Source organism: Aeromonas sp. CD (assembly GCF_033349375.1).
In the GTDB taxonomy this organism is placed as follows: Bacteria; Pseudomonadota; Gammaproteobacteria; order Enterobacterales; family Aeromonadaceae; genus Aeromonas; species Aeromonas hydrophila.
Window position 1 is genome coordinate 1,287,993 of record NZ_CP137631.1, and the last position, 18,995, is coordinate 1,306,987.

At 63.0% G+C, this 18,995-nt stretch carries 17 protein-coding genes; 11 read left to right on the plus strand and 6 right to left on the minus strand.

Annotated elements, in window-relative coordinates:
- Window positions 1-5 precede the first annotated feature (5 nt).
- Window positions 6-551, minus strand: a complete 546-nt coding sequence (locus R2E40_RS06005; protein WP_016349902.1) for a hypothetical protein — start codon at window positions 549-551, stop codon at window positions 6-8.
- A 326-nt stretch (window positions 552-877) separates the two neighbouring features.
- On the opposite strand from R2E40_RS06005, the gene R2E40_RS06010 reads away from it, so the two are divergent.
- The 4 genes from R2E40_RS06010 (at window position 878) to R2E40_RS06025 (ending at window position 4,254) form a co-directional block, all read left to right on the plus strand.
- Window positions 878-1,648: a substrate-binding periplasmic protein gene (locus R2E40_RS06010; protein ID WP_318164997.1), complete on the plus strand. Its 771-nt coding sequence runs from the start codon at window positions 878-880 to the stop codon at window positions 1,646-1,648.
- 81 nt (window positions 1,649-1,729) lie between these two features.
- Window positions 1,730-3,214 (plus strand): L,D-transpeptidase family protein, encoded by a 1,485-nt coding sequence (locus R2E40_RS06015; RefSeq protein ID WP_318164998.1) that lies wholly within the window; start codon window positions 1,730-1,732, stop codon window positions 3,212-3,214.
- A 150-nt stretch (window positions 3,215-3,364) separates the two neighbouring features.
- Window positions 3,365-3,910 (plus strand): DUF882 domain-containing protein, encoded by a 546-nt coding sequence (locus tag R2E40_RS06020; RefSeq protein WP_011705140.1) that lies wholly within the window; start codon window positions 3,365-3,367, stop codon window positions 3,908-3,910.
- 92 nt (window positions 3,911-4,002) lie between these two features.
- Window positions 4,003-4,254, plus strand: coding sequence for a hypothetical protein (locus tag R2E40_RS06025; RefSeq protein ID WP_005303367.1), 252 nt, complete (start codon window positions 4,003-4,005; stop codon window positions 4,252-4,254).
- Between the two features lie 94 nt (window positions 4,255-4,348).
- Here the strand turns inward: R2E40_RS06025 and R2E40_RS06030 are convergent, their stop codons facing one another.
- Together R2E40_RS06030 and cysZ are read right to left on the minus strand one after the other, a co-directional pair.
- Window positions 4,349-4,963: a trimeric intracellular cation channel family protein gene (locus R2E40_RS06030; RefSeq protein ID WP_011705141.1), complete on the minus strand. Its 615-nt coding sequence runs from the start codon at window positions 4,961-4,963 to the stop codon at window positions 4,349-4,351.
- A 142-nt stretch (window positions 4,964-5,105) separates the two neighbouring features.
- Complete coding sequence (gene cysZ, locus R2E40_RS06035; RefSeq protein WP_011705142.1) at window positions 5,106-5,870, minus strand: sulfate transporter CysZ; 765 nt, start codon at window positions 5,868-5,870, stop codon at window positions 5,106-5,108.
- Between the two features lie 109 nt (window positions 5,871-5,979).
- Here cysZ and R2E40_RS06040 point away from each other — a divergent pair, with 109 nt between their 5' ends.
- The 3 genes from R2E40_RS06040 to ligA all read left to right on the plus strand — a co-directional run bounded on the left by R2E40_RS06040 (window position 5,980) and on the right by ligA (window position 12,588).
- Window positions 5,980-9,354, plus strand: coding sequence for an AAA family ATPase (locus R2E40_RS06040; RefSeq protein WP_318164999.1), 3,375 nt, complete (start codon window positions 5,980-5,982; stop codon window positions 9,352-9,354).
- 15 nt (window positions 9,355-9,369) lie between these two features.
- Window positions 9,370-10,482 carry a cell division protein ZipA gene (gene zipA / locus R2E40_RS06045; protein WP_318165000.1) on the plus strand — a complete coding sequence of 371 codons (1,113 nt, stop codon included), beginning with the start codon at window positions 9,370-9,372 and terminating at the stop codon, window positions 10,480-10,482.
- Window positions 10,483-10,581: 99 nt separating this feature from the next.
- Entirely contained in the window at window positions 10,582-12,588 is a 2,007-nt protein-coding gene (gene ligA, locus R2E40_RS06050) for an NAD-dependent DNA ligase LigA (protein WP_101614598.1), read from the plus strand.
- A 73-nt stretch (window positions 12,589-12,661) separates the two neighbouring features.
- Here the strand turns inward: ligA and R2E40_RS06055 are convergent, their stop codons facing one another.
- A complete protein-coding gene (locus R2E40_RS06055; RefSeq protein ID WP_081304515.1) occupies window positions 12,662-13,639 on the minus strand; it encodes an ABC transporter substrate-binding protein in 978 nt (325 codons plus the stop codon).
- A 431-nt stretch (window positions 13,640-14,070) separates the two neighbouring features.
- Here R2E40_RS06055 and nrdD point away from each other — a divergent pair, with 431 nt between their 5' ends.
- The 4 genes from nrdD (at window position 14,071) to R2E40_RS06075 (ending at window position 17,606) form a co-directional block, all read left to right on the plus strand.
- Window positions 14,071-16,188 carry an anaerobic ribonucleoside-triphosphate reductase gene (nrdD, locus tag R2E40_RS06060; RefSeq protein WP_168756104.1) on the plus strand — a complete coding sequence of 706 codons (2,118 nt, stop codon included), beginning with the start codon at window positions 14,071-14,073 and terminating at the stop codon, window positions 16,186-16,188.
- A gap of 142 nt (window positions 16,189-16,330) precedes the next feature.
- Entirely contained in the window at window positions 16,331-16,840 is a 510-nt protein-coding gene (gene nrdG, locus R2E40_RS06065; protein WP_318165001.1) for an anaerobic ribonucleoside-triphosphate reductase-activating protein, read from the plus strand.
- Window positions 16,841-16,904: 64 nt separating this feature from the next.
- Window positions 16,905-17,075, plus strand: coding sequence for a YqaE/Pmp3 family membrane protein (locus R2E40_RS06070; RefSeq protein WP_005303354.1), 171 nt, complete (start codon window positions 16,905-16,907; stop codon window positions 17,073-17,075).
- A 144-nt stretch (window positions 17,076-17,219) separates the two neighbouring features.
- Window positions 17,220-17,606 (plus strand): energy transducer TonB, encoded by a 387-nt coding sequence (locus R2E40_RS06075; RefSeq protein WP_318165002.1) that lies wholly within the window; start codon window positions 17,220-17,222, stop codon window positions 17,604-17,606.
- A gap of 58 nt (window positions 17,607-17,664) precedes the next feature.
- Here R2E40_RS06075 and R2E40_RS06080 read toward each other — a convergent pair whose 3' ends face one another.
- Window positions 17,665-18,024 (minus strand): MliC family protein, encoded by a 360-nt coding sequence (locus R2E40_RS06080; protein ID WP_318165003.1) that lies wholly within the window; start codon window positions 18,022-18,024, stop codon window positions 17,665-17,667.
- 127 nt (window positions 18,025-18,151) lie between these two features.
- Window positions 18,152-18,913 (minus strand): substrate-binding periplasmic protein, encoded by a 762-nt coding sequence (locus R2E40_RS06085; RefSeq protein ID WP_318165004.1) that lies wholly within the window; start codon window positions 18,911-18,913, stop codon window positions 18,152-18,154.
- Window positions 18,914-18,995 lie beyond the last annotated feature (82 nt).

Here is an 18,995-nt window from a genome sequence, read left to right on the forward strand (position 1 = left end):
ACGTCTTATTGGGCGACGGTCAAGCGCACCGACTGGACATTGAGCGGAGTCGGGGCGGAGAGCGCCAGAAAGTTGGGACGCTTGGGGTCCGAGGTCAGCGACTCGCCCGGCAGACTGAGACGGATCTCGTTGATGCCGGCCTTGGCCAGCTTGACGGTGGTAGTGAAATCGTGACCCAGTGCCACCTTCAGCAGAGCACCGGCCTGCGGGCTGTTGACCCGGGCCTGGATGGTCAGCTGTTCCGGCTGCGCCTGCTGCTTGGGCAGCACGAAGTAGAGGCCGCCCTGGCCGCTCAGTTCGGTGCCGTCCGCGCTCGGTTTCTTGGCCCAGCCTTCGCTGGAGAGAAAACGGCTCGGCTTGGTCAGATTGAGCTCGTTGCCGGGCTGGTAGGTCATGCTGGAGTTGTGCTCCCAGAAGCGGGTCTTGCCTTCCAGGTAATAGAGCTTGTAGGCCAGGCTCACGTTGGGGTGGGCGGCCAGGTAGAGGGTATAAAGGTAGAAACCACTCAGTGCCATGATGGCGGTCAGAAAACCAAACTTTTTGTACGTCATATCACTCTCTGCGCCTCACGGTTTGTAGGCTGATTTCGCGCATATGCTAATCCAATTGCAAAAAAAGCATAGTGGATCACAAAAATATATTTGGTCACATATTAACCCCTTTCTGGCCGGTGTTCCAAATGTTGCTGTTCCCGTATTTTACCTGCCCTGGCGAGCCGGAGATCTGGCGCAGGCCAGGCGCATTTCAGGCCCGGCTCTGACAAGCATAAATGAGGGCGCCGCTCACACGGTCGGGAGCCTGCATCGCTGTGGCAGGATCTGTCGCCATTTTGCCTAGGCCGATTTATGATGGCGTATCACGCAGTCAAGGATGACCCATGAAGCTGAAACTCTGCTGCTGGATGCTCTGCTTGCTGGCGCCGCTGGCCTCGGCAAACAGTCTGTGTCCCTCGCCCTTGCGGGTCGGTTTTGACAACTGGCCGCCTTATCACTATTACGCCAGCACAGCGGCCGGGCAGAAAGAGCTGCGCGGCTTTGCCGTCGAAGCGCTCACCGCCATGCTCAAGCGGCTCGATTGCAAGGCCAGCTATGTGGAGATGCCCTGGAAGCGGGTGTTGCACGGTCTGTCACTGGGCTCGGTCGACATCGCCATGGAGGCCTATTTCAATGAGGAGCGCGCCCGCTATGCCTGGTTCTCCGATGCCTACAATCCGGGCCGCAGCGCGCTCTGGATCCGCAAGTCATCCTCCTACCCCGAAACCGATCTGGCCAGCTGGCTGGCCAGCGGCCATACCCTGGGCATCACCAAGGATTACTACTATGGGGCCGAGGTCAGCGAGTTGCTGCGCCGTTATGCCGCTCAGGTGAGCGTGGTCAATGACGAGCAAAACTATGGCAAGCTGGTGCTGGGGCGCATCGACGGCTTTCTCGGCGATGTGCTGGCCACCCCCTGGGGCCTGAAGGAGGAGGGACTGAGCGATCTGATCGTCCCCCACACCATGGCCGTATATGAAGCGCCGACCTTCTTCATGTTCAGCAAGAAGCGGCTGTCACCCGAATTTGTCAGTGCGTTCAATCGCGAACTGGCTGAATTTAAAGCAACAAATGAGTATGACATTATCTGGCGGCGCTACGCGCCCGCCAGCTAGTAAAGTCGCGGGCATTCACGCATCATGAGCGCCTTGACCGCCGGGTCTGACAGGCTGAAGTGAACCGATCTTGAGGTAAGCATGGGGAAGAAGTATTGGCTGGCATTGGCAAACCTGATCTGGCTGGGCTGCTGGCCGGCGGCCATGGTACAGGCCAGCGAGGGTCAAGTGGTGGTAAGCAATGCTGCGATGCAGCACGACTGGTATCAGAACAGCACCGCAGAGCAAGCCAGGCGTGAGCTGGAGCTGCAGCTGCAGGAGGCCGTGCTGGCCCAGCTGCACCCGGATTTTTACACGCTCTGGAAGAAGCTGCAGGCCAAGCCGGCGGATCAGCGTGGCGCCCTCTATGACGAGGCGTTTGGCAAGCTGGCCCGGTTCCAGCAGGCGTGGCGGGCCATGGATCTGGTCTCCCGCGAGCAGATGCAGACCCTCAAGCTCAACCTCAGCAAGCCGCTGGCCCACGAGCCGGCCGGCGACAACCTGCTGGAGCAGGTCAGGCAGCTCAGACCCCAGGTCGCGGAATATGACGCGGTGCGCGAGGAAGTGCGCAAGCTGCTGGCGCTACCCATGGCCAAGAAGTGGCCGACCCTGACCATGCCGACCCTGCGGGCCGGTGAGGTATCCCAAGAGCTGGGCCAGATCCGCTCCATCCTCAACGAGCTGGGCGACACGGCCCCGCGCCATGATGACGCTACCTACGACGCCGAGACTCTGCAGGCCGTCAAACAATTCCAGCGCCGCCACGGTCTGACCGCCGACGGCATCATAGGCCGGCAGACCCGCAGCTGGCTCAATACCGGGCCCGAGGTGCGTGCCAGCCTGCTGCTGCGCAACCTGTGGCGACGTGACCTGGTGGATCAGCTCTCCGGCGCCCGCTACGTGCTGGTCAACATCCCCGACTATCGGCTGAGCGTGGTGGAATCCGGCAACGAGGTATTCACCAGCCGGGTGATCGTGGGCAAGGAGCAGCGGGCGACCCCGATCCTCGCCAGCGAGATCCGCTCCATCGTGCTGAACCCGGCCTGGCATGTGCCGCGCTCCATCCTGAGCAAGGACATTCTGCCCAAGCTGGGACGGGATCCCGCCTACCTCAATCGCGAGCAGTTCGAGGTGATCGACGGCGAGGGCAATCCGGTGCAGTTCACCGAAGAGGGCTGGCAGCAGGCGCTGGCGTCCGGCTTCCCCTACCGGCTGCGGCAAAAGCCGGGCGATCACAACGCACTGGGTCGCTACAAGTTCTATCTGCCCAACAACGAGGCCATCTACCTGCACTCCACCCCGCGCAAGGCGCTGTTCGAGCAGGGCGCGCGTGCCTTCAGCTCAGGCTGCATCCGGGTGGAGCATGCCGACGATCTGGCCGAGCTGCTGCTGGCGGACTCCCGCTACCAGCCGGACAAGGTGGCCAGTATCCTGAAAGAGACCCAGACCAAGTGGCTGCCGCTGACCACCCCGATCCCGGTGTTCACCGTCTACTGGAGCAGCTGGATCGACGAGGATGGACGTCAGCAACTGCGCAACGACATCTATGGATTTGATCGAGTCAGCTACCAGAGTCGCTTGCTGTGATCCTTGCCACAGAGTGAAAAGCCCGGTCTGCGCCGGGCTTTTTCATGGCCCCTTGCGGTTTGACAGCGGCCGGCTCGGCGGGTAGTTTCAAGCGCCTGTATCAAATTCATTCAACGGTTTCACCTCAACATAGCGATGGACGGACAAGGGATGCTTGATCAAGAGATAAGCCGACGTCGCCTGCTGCTGGGTGCCGGTTGCCTGCTGGGGGGCTCGCTGTTGTCCTTCCCCGCCATGGCGAGCCGCAGTACGGCAGGACGTGAACTCAGTTTCTTCAATCTCAATACCGGCGAGCGGGTGCGCGCCAGCTATTGGGAAGACGGCCGCTACCTGAAAGACGGGCTGGCCGAGCTCAACCACATCTTTCGCGACTACCGTCGCAACGAAGTGTTCAACATCGACCGCAAGCTGTTCGACCAGCTCTACCTGCTGCAGCACAAGCTGGGTCGCCACGGTGAAATCCAGCTCATCTCGGGCTATCGCTCGCCTGTGACCAATCGCCAGAAGCGCAGCCGCAGCCGCGCCGTGGCCAAGCACAGCTACCATACCCTGGGGCAGGCGGTGGATGTGCGCATTCCCGGAGTACAGCTGGCGCACCTGCGCAAGGCGGCGCTCCATCTCAAGGTAGGTGGCGTCGGTTACTACCCGAGTGACAACTTCGTGCACCTCGACACCGGACCGGTGCGCAGCTGGTAACGGCTGGCTGCCGGCCAGCGCTGCCCGGCGGGTGACTGGTCAGCGGGGTGGCCGAGCTGGTAGGCTCTGGACACCATGCAGAGGAGAACCAGATGAAACATATTTTGCTTGGCGGGCTGATTGCCCTGCTGCTGACCGGTTGCGGCAAGCTCAACCGTGAAAACTACGACAAGCTCAAGATGGGGATCAGCTACGCCGAGGCGAGCAGCATCCTCGGCAAGGCCGAGCGTTGTGACGATGCACTGGGAACTACCAGCTGCATCTGGGGTGACGAGGGCAAGAACATCAAGATCCGTTTCATCGCCGACAAGGCAACCTTCTTCAGCTCGGAAGGAATCAACTGAGGCCGCCGCAGCCCGGTTGCCCATACAAAAAAGCGCCTGACCGGCGCTTTTTTGTTGGCTGCAATCCGTACCGGCTTGCCAGAAGCTGGCGCGCTCAGTGCGTGGCGTACTGGTAGTGGAAGGTAGGCAGCCCCCACTTGAAGCGCACTGCCAGGAGGCGCAGCACGAAACCGATGCCGATGGCGCCGAAGGCGGCCCAGTCGTTGGGCAGGCCCTGATCGAGCGCCAGGCAGTAGATGGCGGCCGTCACCAGCGAGATGGCGGCATAGAGCTCGCGGCGAAACACCAGCGGAATGCGCTGGCAGAGCAGGTCTCTGAGCACGCCGCCGAAGGCTCCCGTCACCACCGCCATGATGCAGGCGATCCCGGCGCCGTGGCCCATCTCCAGCGCCCTTGCCGCGCCAAAGATGGAGAAGACCACCAGCCCCAGGGCATCGAGCGCCATGAACAGCTTGCCGAGGTAGCGCATCAGCGGCGCCGAGATGACGCCGGCCATGGCCGCGCCAGCGACCAGCAGCACATATTCCGGGTGCTCGACCCAGAGCAGGGGGTAATGGCCCAGCAGCACGTCGCGAATGGTGCCGCCCCCAATGGCGGTCGCCGATGCGATGATCACCACGCCAAACAGATCCATCCGTCGCCGGCCCGCGGCCAGCGCGCCTGTCATCCCTTCGGCCACCAGGCCCAGCAAAAAGAGTGCATGTAACATGAGATATCCCAGGGTGCGAGAAAGCCCCGCATCCTATCAACTCGCGCTATAGGGGACAAGCAATGAAGGCTATGCATTATTTTTTATAATGCAAAAATGAAGCGGGGCCCCCAAGGGAGCCCCGTTGTCACCACCAACCGGCTCAGCGTCTGAGCTGCTCGGCGCGGTAGTGATCGACCCACATGGCGGTGGCGCCGCAGATGGCCACCGGCATCACGAACAGGTTCACCACCGGAATGGCGGAGAAGAGGGTGACCAGGGCGCCGAAGCTCAGGCACTTGCCGCGCCGCTGCTTGAGGGCATCGCGCATGGTGATGAAGTCGATCTTGTGGTTGTCGAACGGATAGTCGACGTACTGGATCGCCATCATCCAGGCGCTGAACAGGAACCAGAGCACCGGCGCCAGGGTCTGGCCCACCACCGGAATGAGGAACAGGATCAGGCAGCCGATGGCCTTGGGCAGGTAGTATTTCAGCTTGGTCCACTCGCGGCCGAAGGTGCGCGGCACGTCCTTGACGATGTCGAGCATGCCGGTATCGCTGACGGTCTCGCCGGTGAGGGCCTGTTCCACCTTCTCCGCCAGCAGGCCGTTGAAGGGGGCCGCTATCCAGTTGGCCACCGAGCTGAACAGGAAGGAGAAGACCACCAGGATAGTTATGAGGGCGATGGGCCAGAGCAGATAGTCCAGCCAGTCGAGCCAGCTTGGGATCTGCTGGTGCAGCCAGCCGAACAGGCCGTCCAGCTGCAGCAGCAGGGCGTAGAAGGCCCCGGCAAACAGCACGAAGTTGACCAGCAGGGGGATCAGCACGAAGGTGCGGATGCCGGGCTGGCGAATGAGCGAGAAGCCGCGCAGGAAGTAGTCTGCGCCGCTGATCGAGTCTTTTACCATACGGGGTGAGTGGCTCATCTGAGCTCCATCTGTTCATGGGAAACTGCCTGCATATTACAAACAAGCTTTTGATTTGGTAAAGTCGCCTGCCCGCCTCCTCTTTATTTCGTTACCCACATAGGCCGCCATGCGTCTGAAATTGATCAAACTCGCCGGTTTCAAGTCGTTTGTCGAGCCGACCCGCATCGAGCTCAACGCCGACATGACCGCCGTGGTGGGCCCCAACGGCTGCGGCAAATCCAACGTCATCGACGCCGTGCGCTGGGTGCTGGGGGAGAGCTCCGCCCGCCATCTGCGCGGCGAAAACATGACCGACGTCATCTTCAACGGCTCCGTCAACCGCAGTGCCCACGGCCGCGCCTCGGTGGAGCTGGTGTTCGACAACCCCCACAACCGGGTGCCCGGCGAGTTCGGCCGCTTTACCGAGATCTCGGTGCGCCGCGAAGTGCTGCGCGATGGCTCCAACCACTACCAGATCAACGGCCAGAAGTGCCGCCGCAAGGACGTGACCGACCTCTTCCTCGGCACCGGCCTCGGGCCTCGCAGCTACGCCATCATCGAACAGGGCACCGTCAGCCGGCTGGTGGAGTCCCGCCCGGCCGATCTCAAGCTGTTCATGGAAGAGGCCGCCGGGGTCTCCCGCTACAAGGAGCGGCGCCGCGAGACCGAGCAGCGCATCCGCCATACCCAGGAGAACCTGGAGCGCCTCGGCGACATCCGCGGCGAGCTGGGCTCACGCCTCGAGCATCTCAAGGCCCAGGCCGAGACCGCTGAGCGCTACAAGCAGCTCAAGAACCGTTCGCGCGCCGCCCGCGCCGAGCTGATCGGCTCGGAACTGTGGGCGCTGGAGACGCGCCTCGGTGAGGCCAAGACCGAACTGGCCCAGACCGAGCAGGCGCTGGCGGCGCTCGATGCCAAGCGCACCGCCGATGAGGGGCGTCACGTCACCCTGTCGGTGGCCCGCCAGGAGGCGCAGGCCGAGCAGGCCAGCCGCCAGCAACAGATTTTTCTCGGCGGGCAGGCCATTGCCCGTCTCGAGCAGCAGCAACTGCACCAGAGCGAGCTTGGCCGCGACTGGCAGGCAAGGCGGCAAGCCCTCGGCGAGCGTATCGAGGGGCTCAAGGCCCAGCTGGCCGGCCAGCTGGAACAGCTGAGCGAAAGCACGTTGCAGGGCGAGGTGGCGTCGGCGCGCCTCGAGCAGTGTGAGCAGTTGCTTACCGACCAGCAGAGCGTGCGTGCTGCAGCGGGCGATCGGCTCGAGCAGGCGCGCCAGCGTCAGCAGCAGTGGCAGCAGCAGCTGGGCCAGTTGCAGGGGCGGCTCAACCAGATCCGCGCCGAGGTGAACGGTCTGCAGGAGCTGCAGGCCAAGACCCGGCTGGCCCGTCTCAAGCTGGAAGATGAACAGGCCGGGCCCCTCGGCGGGGAAGGGGAGAACCTGCAACCGGCGCTCGATGCGCTGGCGGCGGAGCTCGCGCTTTCCCGCGCCCGCCATGAGGAGTCCGAAGCGGCGTGGCAGGCCGCCGTGGCCCGCCATGAAGCACTCAAGGTAGAGCAGGGTCACCAGCAGGGCTCGCTGCGCGAGCTGGAGGCTCGCCTCGCCACCCTGGATCAGATCCTGGGGGAGCAGATGGCGGGCGCCACCCTGGCGGATCGGCTGCAGGTGCCCCCCGAGTGGGCCCGGGGGCTGGACAAGGTGCTCGGCCGCTGGCTCACCGCCACGCCGGCGGATGAGTGCAATATGATGCAATCCGGGCTCTGGATCGGATCGGCCCAGCCGGCGGTTGCCGGTACCCTGGCGGCGCAGCTGGGCGGCGAGCATATTCCTTCCTTCCTCAATGCCATCTGGCTGGTGGAGAGCCGGGAGGCGGCATTGACCCGCCAGCCGAGCCTGGCGGCCGGTGAGTCGCTGCTCACTCCTGCTGGCGACTGGTTTGGTTCCAACTGGGCGGATCTGGGGGAGGGCATGGCCCTCGGTACCCTGGCGCTGCTCGGCGAGCGTGAGCGGTTGCACACCGAGCAGAGCACTGGTCGGGAGGCGCTGCGCCGGCTCGATGAGCAGCTTGCCGCCGCCGATGCGACGCGGGCCCAGCTGCACGGCGCCCATGAGCTGGCTCAGCGCACCCTGCGCGAGCAGGAGCAGCAGTGGCAGCAACTGCGCGAAGCCTGGAGCCTGCGTGAGGGGCAGCGGCAGGAGCGGTTGCAGCGCCTCGGCCAGCTGGGGGAAGAGCTGACGCGACTGGCGCAAGAGCAGGCCGAGGAGGCGCAGCGGCTGGCGTCGGCCGGGGAGCGGCTTGAGCAGGGTGAAGCGGCCCTTGGCGAGTTGCAGGAGCAGGGCGAAGCGCTTGCCGAGGCACTGCTGCTCGCCCAGGAGCAGGCGAGCGGGGCAGAGCGGGCGCTGGAGGAGGCGCGCTTGCGCCGGGAGCAGCAGCAGGCCGCCTGCCAGCGACTGCAACTGGAGCAGCATAACCTGCGCCAGCTCATCGCCCTGCGCGAACAGGAGCTGGCCCGCCTCGGGCTGGAGCTGGCCGAGCTCAAGGAGCCGGGCGCTGCGCCGGGTCAGAATCTGTCGCCCCTGCTGGCCGAGCAGCGCAATCTTGAGGCGCAGCAGCTCGCCTGTCATCAGCGGCTCGCGGAGCTGGAGCGTCAGCTGACCGAGCTGGAGCAGGCCAGAAGCGCCGATCACAAGCAGCTGGTGCACATTCAGGAGAAGCTGGCGACCCTGCGCCTTGAGCGTGAACGCAATCTGACGCGCCGGCAGGGATTGCACGAGCAGTTCGAAGAGCTGGGTGTGCGGCTGGTGGATCTCGATCAGGCGGTGCTGATTGCCGCTGATCGCGGCAAGCTGCGCCAGGAGATCCAAACCCTGGAGGCACAAGTGGAGGCACTTGGCGCCATCAACCTGGCGGCCCTCGAGGAGTATGAAGAGGCGAAAACCCGCTCAAGCTACCTGGAAAACCAGTGCCAGGATCTGGAACAGGCGCTGGAAACCTTGAGCCAAGCCATTAAAAGAATTGATAAAGAGACACAAATACGGTTCCGGGATACTTTCGATAAGGTCAACGAAGATTTAAAATCCCTCTTTCCGAAAGTGTTCGGGGGGGGCAGTGCCTGGCTTGAGCTCACCTCCGATGATCTTTTGGAGGCCGGAGTGAGCATCATGGCGAGACCTCCGGGTAAGAAGAATGCTACCATTGCCCTGCTTTCCGGGGGGGAGAAGGCGTTAACCGCACTTGCGCTGGTTTTTGCCATCTTCAGACTCAACCCAGCACCATTTTGTCTGCTGGATGAGGTGGATGCACCGCTCGATGAAGTGAACGTCGGTCGCTTCTGTTCTCTTGTCAAAGAGATGTCGAGCACAGTACAGTTCGTTTACATCAGTCATAATAAGGTCTCCATGGAGATGGCTGAGCAGCTGGTTGGCGTCACGATGCAAGAGCCCGGGGTTTCGCGCATAGTGTCGGTCGATATCGGTGAAGCCGTCGCTTTGGCTGAGCAAAACTAGAAAGAGAAGCAGCTAATGCAGGAATTGCGTTACATCTTGGTTGCCCTGGGCGGTATTGCCATCGCGGCATTGCTCATTCACGGGTTGTGGAGCAACAGAAAGAATCGTCAGGCACCGATCAAAGAGAAACCTCTGGGCCGGATGGAATCCAAATCACGGGATCGTGACAACGACGCCTTCGACAGCGATGGCATCGGTCAGGTGCGAGTGGTCAGCGGTGGCCGTCGTGCCGAGCCCAAACTCCACCATGATGAGCCCCGCCAGCCGGAAGTCAGCCGTCGTGCGCCTGCGCCCGCCTTCGATGATGAAGATGACGACGCCGATCTGCCGCCGCCCGTGGTACGCAAGCCTGCCGCCCGCCCCGTGCCGCCACCCCCCGTCTATGAAGAAGACGAGGAGGAGTTCGAGGAGCCGGTTGCCGCAGCCGTCGAGGAAGTGCCTGCCGCGCCGGTGCGCAAGCCCGCCCAGGTCATTCGCCGTACCCCGGTCCACCGTTCCCGTCCCCAGCGCGAGCCGCTGCTGCAACCGCTGGACGAAGAGCCGCTGGTCGAGCCCGCCTACGCGACCGCACCCACTTTCGGTACTCGCGAGCCGGCCCCGGTCGCCGCTCCCGAATACCAGGCGCAGCCCCGTCATGCAGCCCCCGAGCCTGCCTACGAGGAGCCTGTCTATGAAGAGCAGGTACGTGCCGCGCCGGTCGAGAAGATCTGGCAGGATGTCTATGTCATCAACCTGATGGGCCGTCCGGGTCACGATCTGCAAGGGGCCACCCTGCTCTCTTCCCTGCTGGCGCTGGGCTTCAAGTTTGGCGAGATGGATATTTTCCACCGTCACGAAGATCCGAACGGCAAGGGTGAAGTGCTCTTCTCCATGATCAACATGGTCAAGCCGGGCACCTTCAACCCGTACCGGATGGAGCAGTTCGCCACCCCGGGCGTGTCGCTCTTCATGCAGCTGCCACTGCGCAGCAATGCTGCGTTTGCCTTCGAGGACATGTTGCAGGCCGCCGATCAGCTGGCCAGCGATCTCGATGCCATGCTGACGGATATGGATCGCAGCCCGCTGAGCGACGAGACTATCGCCCGTTACCGGCATGAGCTGGCCGCCTACGAGGCCAGCCGCGACTAATACGCCATGCGGGTCGAATGAATAAAAAGTGCGGTACCCAGGTGCCGCATTTTTATTGGTCCGCTGGCCGGTTTTTCCATCACACTTCGAGACTTTTTCATGAGCGATATCCTCTCCCGCCACCGTCAACTGTGTGAGCTGCTGATCGAGTACGGTCATCAGTACTATGTGCTGGACAACCCCACGGTGCCGGACGCCGAATACGATCGCCTGATGCGCGAGTTGATCGCGCTGGAAGCCGAGCATCCCGAGCTGAAGACGCCGGCCTCGCCGAGCGTTCGGGTGGGCGGCCAGCCGCTGACCGCCTTCAAACAGGTGCGCCACGAGATCCCCATGCTGAGCCTGGACAACGTGTTCAGCGGCGAGGAGCTGCAGGCCTTTGAGCAGCGCATGCGCGATCGCCTCAAGCGGGAGGTGAGCTTTACCTTCTGCTGCGAGCCCAAGCTGGACGGTCTGGCGGTGAGCCTGCTCTATGTGGATGGCCAGCTGGTGCAGGCCGCCACCCGGGGCGATGGCACCACGGGTGAGGAGATCACCGAGAACGTGCGCACCATCAAGGCCATTCCCTTGTCTCTGCGCGGCGAGGGCTGGCCGGCAAGGCTGGAGGTGCGTGGCGAGGTGTTCATGCCCAAGGCGGGGTTCGAGGCGATGAACGCCAAGGCGCTGGCCGCCGGCGAGAAGGTGTTCGTCAACCCACGCAATGCCGCTGCCGGCAGCCTGCGCCAGCTCGACTCGCGCATCACCGCCAGCCGCCCGCTGGCCTTCTACGCCTATGGCGTGGGGGTGGGTGGCGAGCAGCTCGGTGGCTCTCACTTCGGTCGCCTCAATCAGCTCAAAGAGTGGGGGCTGCCGCTCAGCCCCGAAGTGAAGCTCAAGGAGGGGGCCGCCGGTTGCCAGGCGTTCCACGACGATATCCTGGCGCGCCGTGGCGAGCTCCCCTACGAGATTGACGGCGTGGTCTACAAGGTGGATGCCATCCCCCTGCAGGAGGAACTCGGCTTTGTGGCCCGCGCCCCGCGCTGGGCCACCGCCCACAAGTTCCCGGCCCAGGAGGAGATGACGGAGCTTGAGAACGTCGAGTTCCAGGTCGGCCGCACCGGTGCCGTGACCCCGGTGGCCAAGCTCAAACCGGTGTTCGTCGGCGGCGTCACCGTCTCCAACGCCACCCTGCACAATGCCGACGAGATTGAGCGCCTTGGCGTGATGATCGGCGACACCGTGATCGTGCGCCGGGCCGGGGACGTGATCCCGCAGATCGTGGCGGTGGTGGAGGCGCAGCGCCCGGCGGATGCCCGCGCGATCCTGTTCCCGACCGAGTGTCCGGTGTGCGGTTCGGCGGTGGAGCGGCTGGAGGGAGAGGCGGTGACCCGCTGCTCCGGCGGCCTGTTCTGCGAGGCGCAGCGCAAGGAGGCAATCAAGCACTTCGCCGCCCGCCGTGCCATGGACGTGGACGGCCTTGGCGACAAGATAGTGGAGCAGCTGGTGGACAAGGGGCTGGTGAAGACCCCGGCGGACTTGTTCAGCCTCAACGCCATCCAGCTGGCCGGGCTCGAGCGGATGGGGCAAAAGTCGGCCCTCAATCTGGTGGCGGCCATCGATGCGGCCCGCAGCACCACGCTGCCCCGCTTCCTGTTTGCACTGGGGATCCGCGAAGTGGGGGAGGCGACGGCCTTGAACCTCGCCAACCACTTCCTGACTCTGGACGCCCTGCGCGCCGCCTCGGTAGAGCAGTTGCTGGAAGTGGCCGACGTGGGGGACATAGTGGCCAAGCACGTCTACTACTTCCTGCGCCAGCCCCACAACATCGAGGTGCTGGAGGCCCTGTTGGCCGCCGGCATCCACTGGCCGGCCATCGAGAAGAAGGAGGCAAGCGAGCAGCCCTTTGCCGGCAAGACCTTCGTGCTGACCGGCACCCTCACCACCCTGTCGCGCAACGACGCCAAGGCGGCGCTGCAGGCGCTGGGGGCCAAGGTGGCGGGCTCGGTGTCGGCCAAGACCGATGTGCTGGTGGCGGGGGAGGCGGCAGGCTCCAAGCTGGTCAAGGCCCAGGAGCTCGGCATCACCGTCTGGAGTGAAGAGGAGCTGCAACAGGCGTTGCAGGGCTGAGTCGCTCACGCAGAAAGAGAAACAAAGAACCCGGCATGGCCGGGTTCTTTGTTATGGGGGCACTGATCAGTGCTCAATCACGCCAGAGGATCTTGTAGCGCCACTTGTCGGGCAGGGTGAGCTGCCAGCGGGCCAGCTCGCTCTTGCTGAACACATACTCGCCGCGCAGGGCGGCGCGCGGTGCCAGGGTTTTGGGCTGGGCACCCGCCAGGATGGCGTTGACCAGCTCGGCCGCCTTGGCCCCCTGATCGCGGCCATCCAGCACCAGGCCACCGATGGCCTTGCCCTTGCCCACCGAAAACTCCCAGAAACAGAACAGCGGCACCGGGCTGTGGGCGCTGGTCCACTCCAGCACAGTCTGCTCGCTCACGTGCTTGCCATCATCGTCCACCAGCGTGTGGTAGAGGCCGATGAAGATGGCTTCATAACCACTCTGCTTGGCATTGAGCACGGCCTCCTGCCACAGGCTGTAGTCGCCGATGAGCTGGCTGTTGACCCGGGTCTGGCCGACCCGCAACTCGGTCTGGGTCTTGAACTCATCCTCGATGGCGGTGAGCGCCACGTTGCTCGAGTCAAACAGCACCAGTGCCTTCTTGATCCCCCCCATCAGCTGGCTCATCTCGCTGATGTTGCGTTTGAGCAGGGGGCGCTCCAGCACGCCGGTGATCTTGGGGTGGCCGACCAGCCCCTTGTGGCGCGGGTTCTCGTTCATGCCGAGAAACACCACCGGGGTGCCGAGGGAAGCGATGTCGCTGGCCAGGTAGTTGATGGCGTTGTCATCGCCGAGCACCACCAGATCCGGTTTCACCTGGCGATAGTAGGCGAGCGCCTGCTCGGCTATCTGATCGAACTCCTCGGCGGGGCGGCGTTTGGTATCCATGTAGAAGTGGCTGATGTGGTGGTCGCCCTTGAGGTTGGCGGCCAGGCTGGCGTTGTAGCTCTGATCCCACAGGTATTCGGGGTGGTAGCTGCTGATCACCAGAATTTCGGCCGCCCACAACCGCAACGGGAGGGCACACAGCAGCAGTAGCAGCAATAGCGGGTTGGTCATGTCGCTTCCCATCGTACAAGAGGAGTTGTCCTTCATTATGTCCATCTTGGTGCAAACCTGTCCCGGTCAATTACTGTCGGAAGGGAAATCTTTTTCCCTCTGGCCGGTATCGGGCGCCAGCCCGCATCAGGCTTGAATTGGGTCTTGTATGGGGCCGTTTGTGACTGGTCGGGAACTGCGCCACTCGCCTCAAAACCTGTTCTGGATCAAGAAATACGGTCACGCTTTGGTGCCTAATAGACACCACATATAGGGCTGCATTCGTTTTTAATCCCTATATGTTGTGTTATTAAGCTGTTCCCTTCTCATCGTCAGCCCTGGCTTGTCAAGCCTCGGCTGAATTTATTTGCGCCGAGGACGAGGCGTGGAGGAGGGGGCCAAACAAGGGTAAGCCGAGGGCGAGAGCCTGGCCTTTTTAACGGGGAAAATCCATGAAACCGGTTGTGATCAAACGTGATGGATGTCGCGCACCATTCAATGCCCAGCTGATTGCCGAGGCGGTGGGCCGAGCGGCAGAAGCGGTCAATCAGGCCAGTCCGGCGCTGGCCGAGCGCATTGCCGCCGCCGTCACCCAGGAGCTGGAAGGACGAGGGGAAGTAGACATCCATGAGATCCAGAACCGGGTCGAGAACCACCTGATGGCCTCCGACGACAAGGCCATCGCCCGTGCCTACATCGAATACCGTCACGACCGGGATCAGGCCCGCGAGGCCCGCGGCCGGCTGGCTCAGGAGATCCGCGGCCTGGTGGAGCAGACCAACGCGGCTCTGCTCAACGAGAACGCCAACAAGGATTCCAAGGTGATCCCGACCCAGCGTGACCTGCTGGCGGGCATCGTCGCCAAGCACTACGCCACCAGTCACATGCTGCCCCGCGATGTGGTCCAGGCGCACGAGAGCGGCGATCTGCACTTCCACGATCTCGACTACTCCCCCTTCTTCCCCATGTTCAACTGCATGTTGATCGACCTGAAGGGGATGCTGACCCACGGCTTCAAGATGGGCAATGCGGAGATCGACACTCCCAAGTCCATCAGCACCGCCACCGCGGTTACGGCCCAGATCATCGCCCAGGTGGCGAGCCACATCTATGGCGGCACCACCATCAACCGCATCGACGAAGTGCTGGCTCCCTATGTGACCATCAGCTGGGAGAAGCACCGGGAAGTGGCGCTGGAGTGGGGCATCAGCGATGTGGATGCCTACGCCATGGCCCGCACCGAGAAGGAGTGTTACGACGCCTTCCAGTCGCTGGAGTACGAAGTGAACACCCTGCACACCGCCAACGGTCAGACCCCGTTCGTCACCTTTGGCTTTGGCCTCGGCGACAGCTGGCAGTCACGTCTGATCCAGCGCGCGATCTTGAGCAACCGCATCGCCGGCCTTGGCAAGAACAAGAAGACCGCCGTGTTCCCGAAACTGGTGTTCGCCATCAAGGATGGCCTCAACCACAAGCAGGGCGATCCCAACTACGACATCAAGCAGCTGGCGCTGGAGTGCGCCTCCAAGCGGATGTACCCGGACATCCTCAACTACGACCAGGTGGTCAAGGTGACCGGTTCCTTCAAGACCCCCATGGGTTGCCGCTCCTTCCTCGGTGCCTACGAGGAGCACGGCGAGCTGGTCCACGAAGGGCGCAACAACTTAGGGGTGGTCAGCCTCAACCTGCCGCGCATCGCCCTGAGATCCCGCGATGAAGCGGACTTCTGGGACAAGCTGGATGCCGCCCTGCGGGTAGCCAAGACCGCACTGATGTACCGCATCAAGCGCCTCGACGGGGTCAAGGCCCGGGTCGCGCCCATCCTCTACATGGAAGGGGCCTGCGGGGTGCGTCTGAAGGCCGACGACAACGTCAGCGAGATTTTCAAGCATGGCCGCGCCTCCATCTCCCTTGGCTACATCGGGGTACACGAGACCATCAACGCCCTGTTTGGCGATCAGGTGCACCTGTTTGACAGCGCCGAACTGCAGCAGAAGGCCATCGCCATCATTGCGCGGCTCAAGGCCGCGACCGATGAGTGGAAGGAGGAGACCGGCTACGGCTTCAGCCTCTACTCCACCCCGAGCGAGAACCTCTGCTCGCGCTTCTGCCGCATCGACGCCAAAGAGTTTGGCGTGGTGGCGGGGGTGACCGATAAGGGCTACTACACCAACAGTTTCCACCTCGATGTGGAGAAGCAGGTCAATCCGTACGACAAGCTGGACTTCGAGGCGCCCTATCCGCCCATCGCCAGCGGCGGCTTCATCTGCTACGGCGAGTACCCCAATATCCAGCACAACCTGGAAGCGCTCGAAAACGTCTGGGATTACAGCTATGACAAGGTGCCCTACTACGGTACCAACACCCCCATCGACGAGTGCTACGACTGCGGCTTCACCGGCGAGTTTGAGTGCACCTCCAAGGGCTTCACCTGCCCGCGCTGCGGCAACCACGACCCGGCCAAGGTGTCGGTGACCCGCCGTGTTTGCGGCTACCTCGGCAGCCCGGATGCACGCCCCTTCAACGCGGGCAAGCAGGAAGAGGTGAAGCGCCGCGTCAAACATATGTAGGCCGAGCCCTCACCCTAGCCCTCTCCCAAAGGGAGAGGGAACCATCCGAGGTGCTGTTGGCGCCGCTTTGCTCCCTTCTCCTGCTCACGTTGCAAATAGTGGGAGAAGGGCCGGCGAGGAGGGGCCGCAATAGAGAGAGAAGATGCACTACCACCAATACTACCCGGTCGATGTGATCAACGGCCCCGGCACCCGCGCCACCCTGTTCGTCTCGGGCTGCGAGCACCAGTGCCCCGGCTGCTACAACCAGAGCACCTGGCGGCTCGATGGCGGCAAGCCGTTCGATGAGGCGATGAGCGATCGCGTCATCGCTGATCTCAACGACACGCGCATCAAGCGGCGCGGGCTGTCGCTCTCCGGCGGCGATCCGCTCCACCCCGCCAACGTGCCCCACGTGCTGGCGTTGGTGAAACGGGTGCGCGCCGAGTGCCCCGGCAAGGACATCTGGTGCTGGACCGGCTATCTGCTTGGCGAGCTCAGCCCGGCCCAGAGCGAGCTGGTGGCCTTGCTGGACGTGCTGGTGGACGGCAAGTTCGAGAAGGGGCTGGCGGATCCCGGCCTGCTCTGGCGCGGCAGCAGCAATCAGGTTATCCACGACCTCAACGCCTGGCGGGAAGGGGGTGAGCGCATTCCCTGTCTGGTTTGCAGTTGAAGCCAGGGATGTTTATGGTTAGCCCATTGCTATCCCTGCGACATCGTTGACGAGGAAATCCGAGATGAACAATCTGCTCAAGATCCTGCTGGCCATCTTTCTGCCCCCGGTCTGCGCCTTTCTTCAGGTGGGCTTCAGCCTGCATTTTCTGATCAACATAGTGCTGACCCTGCTCGGCGGTTTGCCCGGCATGGTGCATGCGCTCTGGCTGGTGGTCAGCGACAAGCGCGGCTGACGCTGAGCCGCTTTGCTAAAAGCCAACCCGATGGGGTTGGCTTTTTTTATGCTGCCCAAACGGGTTCCGATTGTTACAGTAACAGGCCGGCAACCCTGCCGGGGAGGGGTGACCCCTCTGATCTGACTCAACAAGGAGTGTTGAATGGGTTTGAAGGTCTTGCTGCTGGGCACTGTGCTCGGTCTGCTGGGGGGCTGTGCCAGCCCCACCGCGAAGCTGAATCAGCCTCCGGTGGATATCGTTTGGGAAGAGCTGCCCAAATACTGGGTTCAGGTGGAGCAGATAGGCGACTTCAATCCGGTCGGCGGGCTGCCGAAGGAGAGGCCGGTGAAGGGCTATGTGACGCTTCGCTATCTCATCGATTCCAATGGCGAGCTGTTCAGCCCCGAGGTGCTGGCATCCGAGCCGCCTGGCGTGCTCGATCTCATCGCCATCTCCGGGCTGGCGCAGGTGCGTTATCGGGTGTCCGAACAGAATCCGCAAGCCATCCCGGTGCGGGTGCTGGTCCGATATGAAGTCGACGTGAGATGACAAACACCCCGGCCTGGCTGGGGTGTTTTGTTGTTGCGAGGTGCCATGGCGGCGAGGCTCACTGCTGCTTGCAGTCGGTGTAGACGCTCTGCCACTCGCCGTCCTTGTCGCGCATCTCGACAAAGCCTTCATCTCCCTTGTTCCACCAGACGGCCTCATGGTCGTCGGTGTAGCGGGCGCCGGAGGCGGAAACGCTCTGCGGCAGGGTGTAATCCTTGCCATCAGGCAGCGCCAGTTTGACGAAGTTCAGGCTCTGATCGGAGAGGGCGAAGTAGCGTACCTGCACCCGTTTGCCCTGTTCACACAGATAGGTGACGGGGTCGCCACCGGTCACGCCCAGGGTGCCGGCGCCGCGTTCACAGCCGCTCAGCAGGGTCAGGCTCGTGATGCCCAGCAGCAGAAGGTTGGCGTGCTTCATGTTGATTCTCCATCGGTGTCATCCGGGCGTGATCCTAACAGCTTGCCAAAGGGGCGCAATGCGCCTCGACCCGGCTTGCGTCGATATGCGTCCATGGGCGTCAAAAGAAGCGCTAATGAGCAGCGGCTCAATGCAGGCCGAGTCGGGCCTCGAAGGCCCGTACCAGCGCCTCGTAGGTGCCGTTGTTGCGGATCTTCTGCAGCCCCTCCTCGAAGCGCTTGGCCATCGCCTCGCCCTGGGGGTGGGCGCGGGAGAAGGCGAGCCAGAAACCGTCGGTGGAGATCTTGCCCACCTTGACCACCTTCCCGCTCAGCTGTTTTTGCTGGATCTTGAGGTAGCCCGGCATCTCGTTCATCAGGATGTAGTCGACCCGGCCGCGCACCAGCATCTCGATGATCTGGGCGTCGGACTTGGCCTGGAAGCGGGTGATCCTGGGGTTTTCCATGAAATCGGTGGGGTAGGTGTAGCCAAGGGTGATGCCCACCGTCTTCTGTTCCAGCGAGGTGAGCTTGAGATCCCGACGCGCTTCGCTGGCCAGGGCGAAGATGGCGAGATCCTCCTCGAACATGGGAGTCTCGTGCCAGAAGTACTGGTAGCGGTTCTCCTCGGTGATGGTGGCATCGAAGCAGCCGAGCACCTTGTCGCTGCGCGCTTCGTACATGCAGCGGGCGAAGGGGATGGTGCGAAACTCGACGTCGACCCCCTCGGCGGCAAAGGCCGCCTTCACCAGCTCGGGGGCCAGCCCCTGCGGCTGACCGCTCTGCTTGTCGAGGGCGCAGTAGGGGGCCCAGTCATCCTCGGCGGCAATGAGCACCTGCTCTGCCCGGGCACAGGTCATCCCCAGCAGCAGAGTGATTGCCAACCAGTGGATGTATGCTGCTCGTGCCATGGTTTCTCTCCTGTTGCCGACTGCCCTAGCAAGCATAGTTGCTGGGGCTGGCCGCAGGTGCCGCCAAACGGAAGGCAAAAAA

Coding starts and splice junctions, on each gene's coding strand:
- R2E40_RS06005 (WP_016349902.1), bottom strand. CDS start 551: ATGACGTACAAAAAGTTTGGTTTTCTGACCGCCATCATGGCACTGAGT.
- R2E40_RS06010 (WP_318164997.1), top strand. CDS start 878: ATGAAGCTGAAACTCTGCTGCTGGATGCTCTGCTTGCTGGCGCCGCTG.
- R2E40_RS06015 (WP_318164998.1), top strand. CDS start 1,730: ATGGGGAAGAAGTATTGGCTGGCATTGGCAAACCTGATCTGGCTGGGC.
- R2E40_RS06020 (WP_011705140.1), top strand. CDS start 3,365: ATGCTTGATCAAGAGATAAGCCGACGTCGCCTGCTGCTGGGTGCCGGT.
- R2E40_RS06025 (WP_005303367.1), top strand. CDS start 4,003: ATGAAACATATTTTGCTTGGCGGGCTGATTGCCCTGCTGCTGACCGGT.
- R2E40_RS06030 (WP_011705141.1), bottom strand. CDS start 4,963: ATGTTACATGCACTCTTTTTGCTGGGCCTGGTGGCCGAAGGGATGACA.
- cysZ (WP_011705142.1), bottom strand. CDS start 5,870: ATGAGCCACTCACCCCGTATGGTAAAAGACTCGATCAGCGGCGCAGAC.
- R2E40_RS06040 (WP_318164999.1), top strand. CDS start 5,980: ATGCGTCTGAAATTGATCAAACTCGCCGGTTTCAAGTCGTTTGTCGAG.
- zipA (WP_318165000.1), top strand. CDS start 9,370: ATGCAGGAATTGCGTTACATCTTGGTTGCCCTGGGCGGTATTGCCATC.
- ligA (WP_101614598.1), top strand. CDS start 10,582: ATGAGCGATATCCTCTCCCGCCACCGTCAACTGTGTGAGCTGCTGATC.
- R2E40_RS06055 (WP_081304515.1), bottom strand. CDS start 13,639: ATGACCAACCCGCTATTGCTGCTACTGCTGCTGTGTGCCCTCCCGTTG.
- nrdD (WP_168756104.1), top strand. CDS start 14,071: ATGAAACCGGTTGTGATCAAACGTGATGGATGTCGCGCACCATTCAAT.
- nrdG (WP_318165001.1), top strand. CDS start 16,331: ATGCACTACCACCAATACTACCCGGTCGATGTGATCAACGGCCCCGGC.
- R2E40_RS06070 (WP_005303354.1), top strand. CDS start 16,905: ATGAACAATCTGCTCAAGATCCTGCTGGCCATCTTTCTGCCCCCGGTC.
- R2E40_RS06075 (WP_318165002.1), top strand. CDS start 17,220: ATGGGTTTGAAGGTCTTGCTGCTGGGCACTGTGCTCGGTCTGCTGGGG.
- R2E40_RS06080 (WP_318165003.1), bottom strand. CDS start 18,024: ATGAAGCACGCCAACCTTCTGCTGCTGGGCATCACGAGCCTGACCCTG.
- R2E40_RS06085 (WP_318165004.1), bottom strand. CDS start 18,913: ATGGCACGAGCAGCATACATCCACTGGTTGGCAATCACTCTGCTGCTG.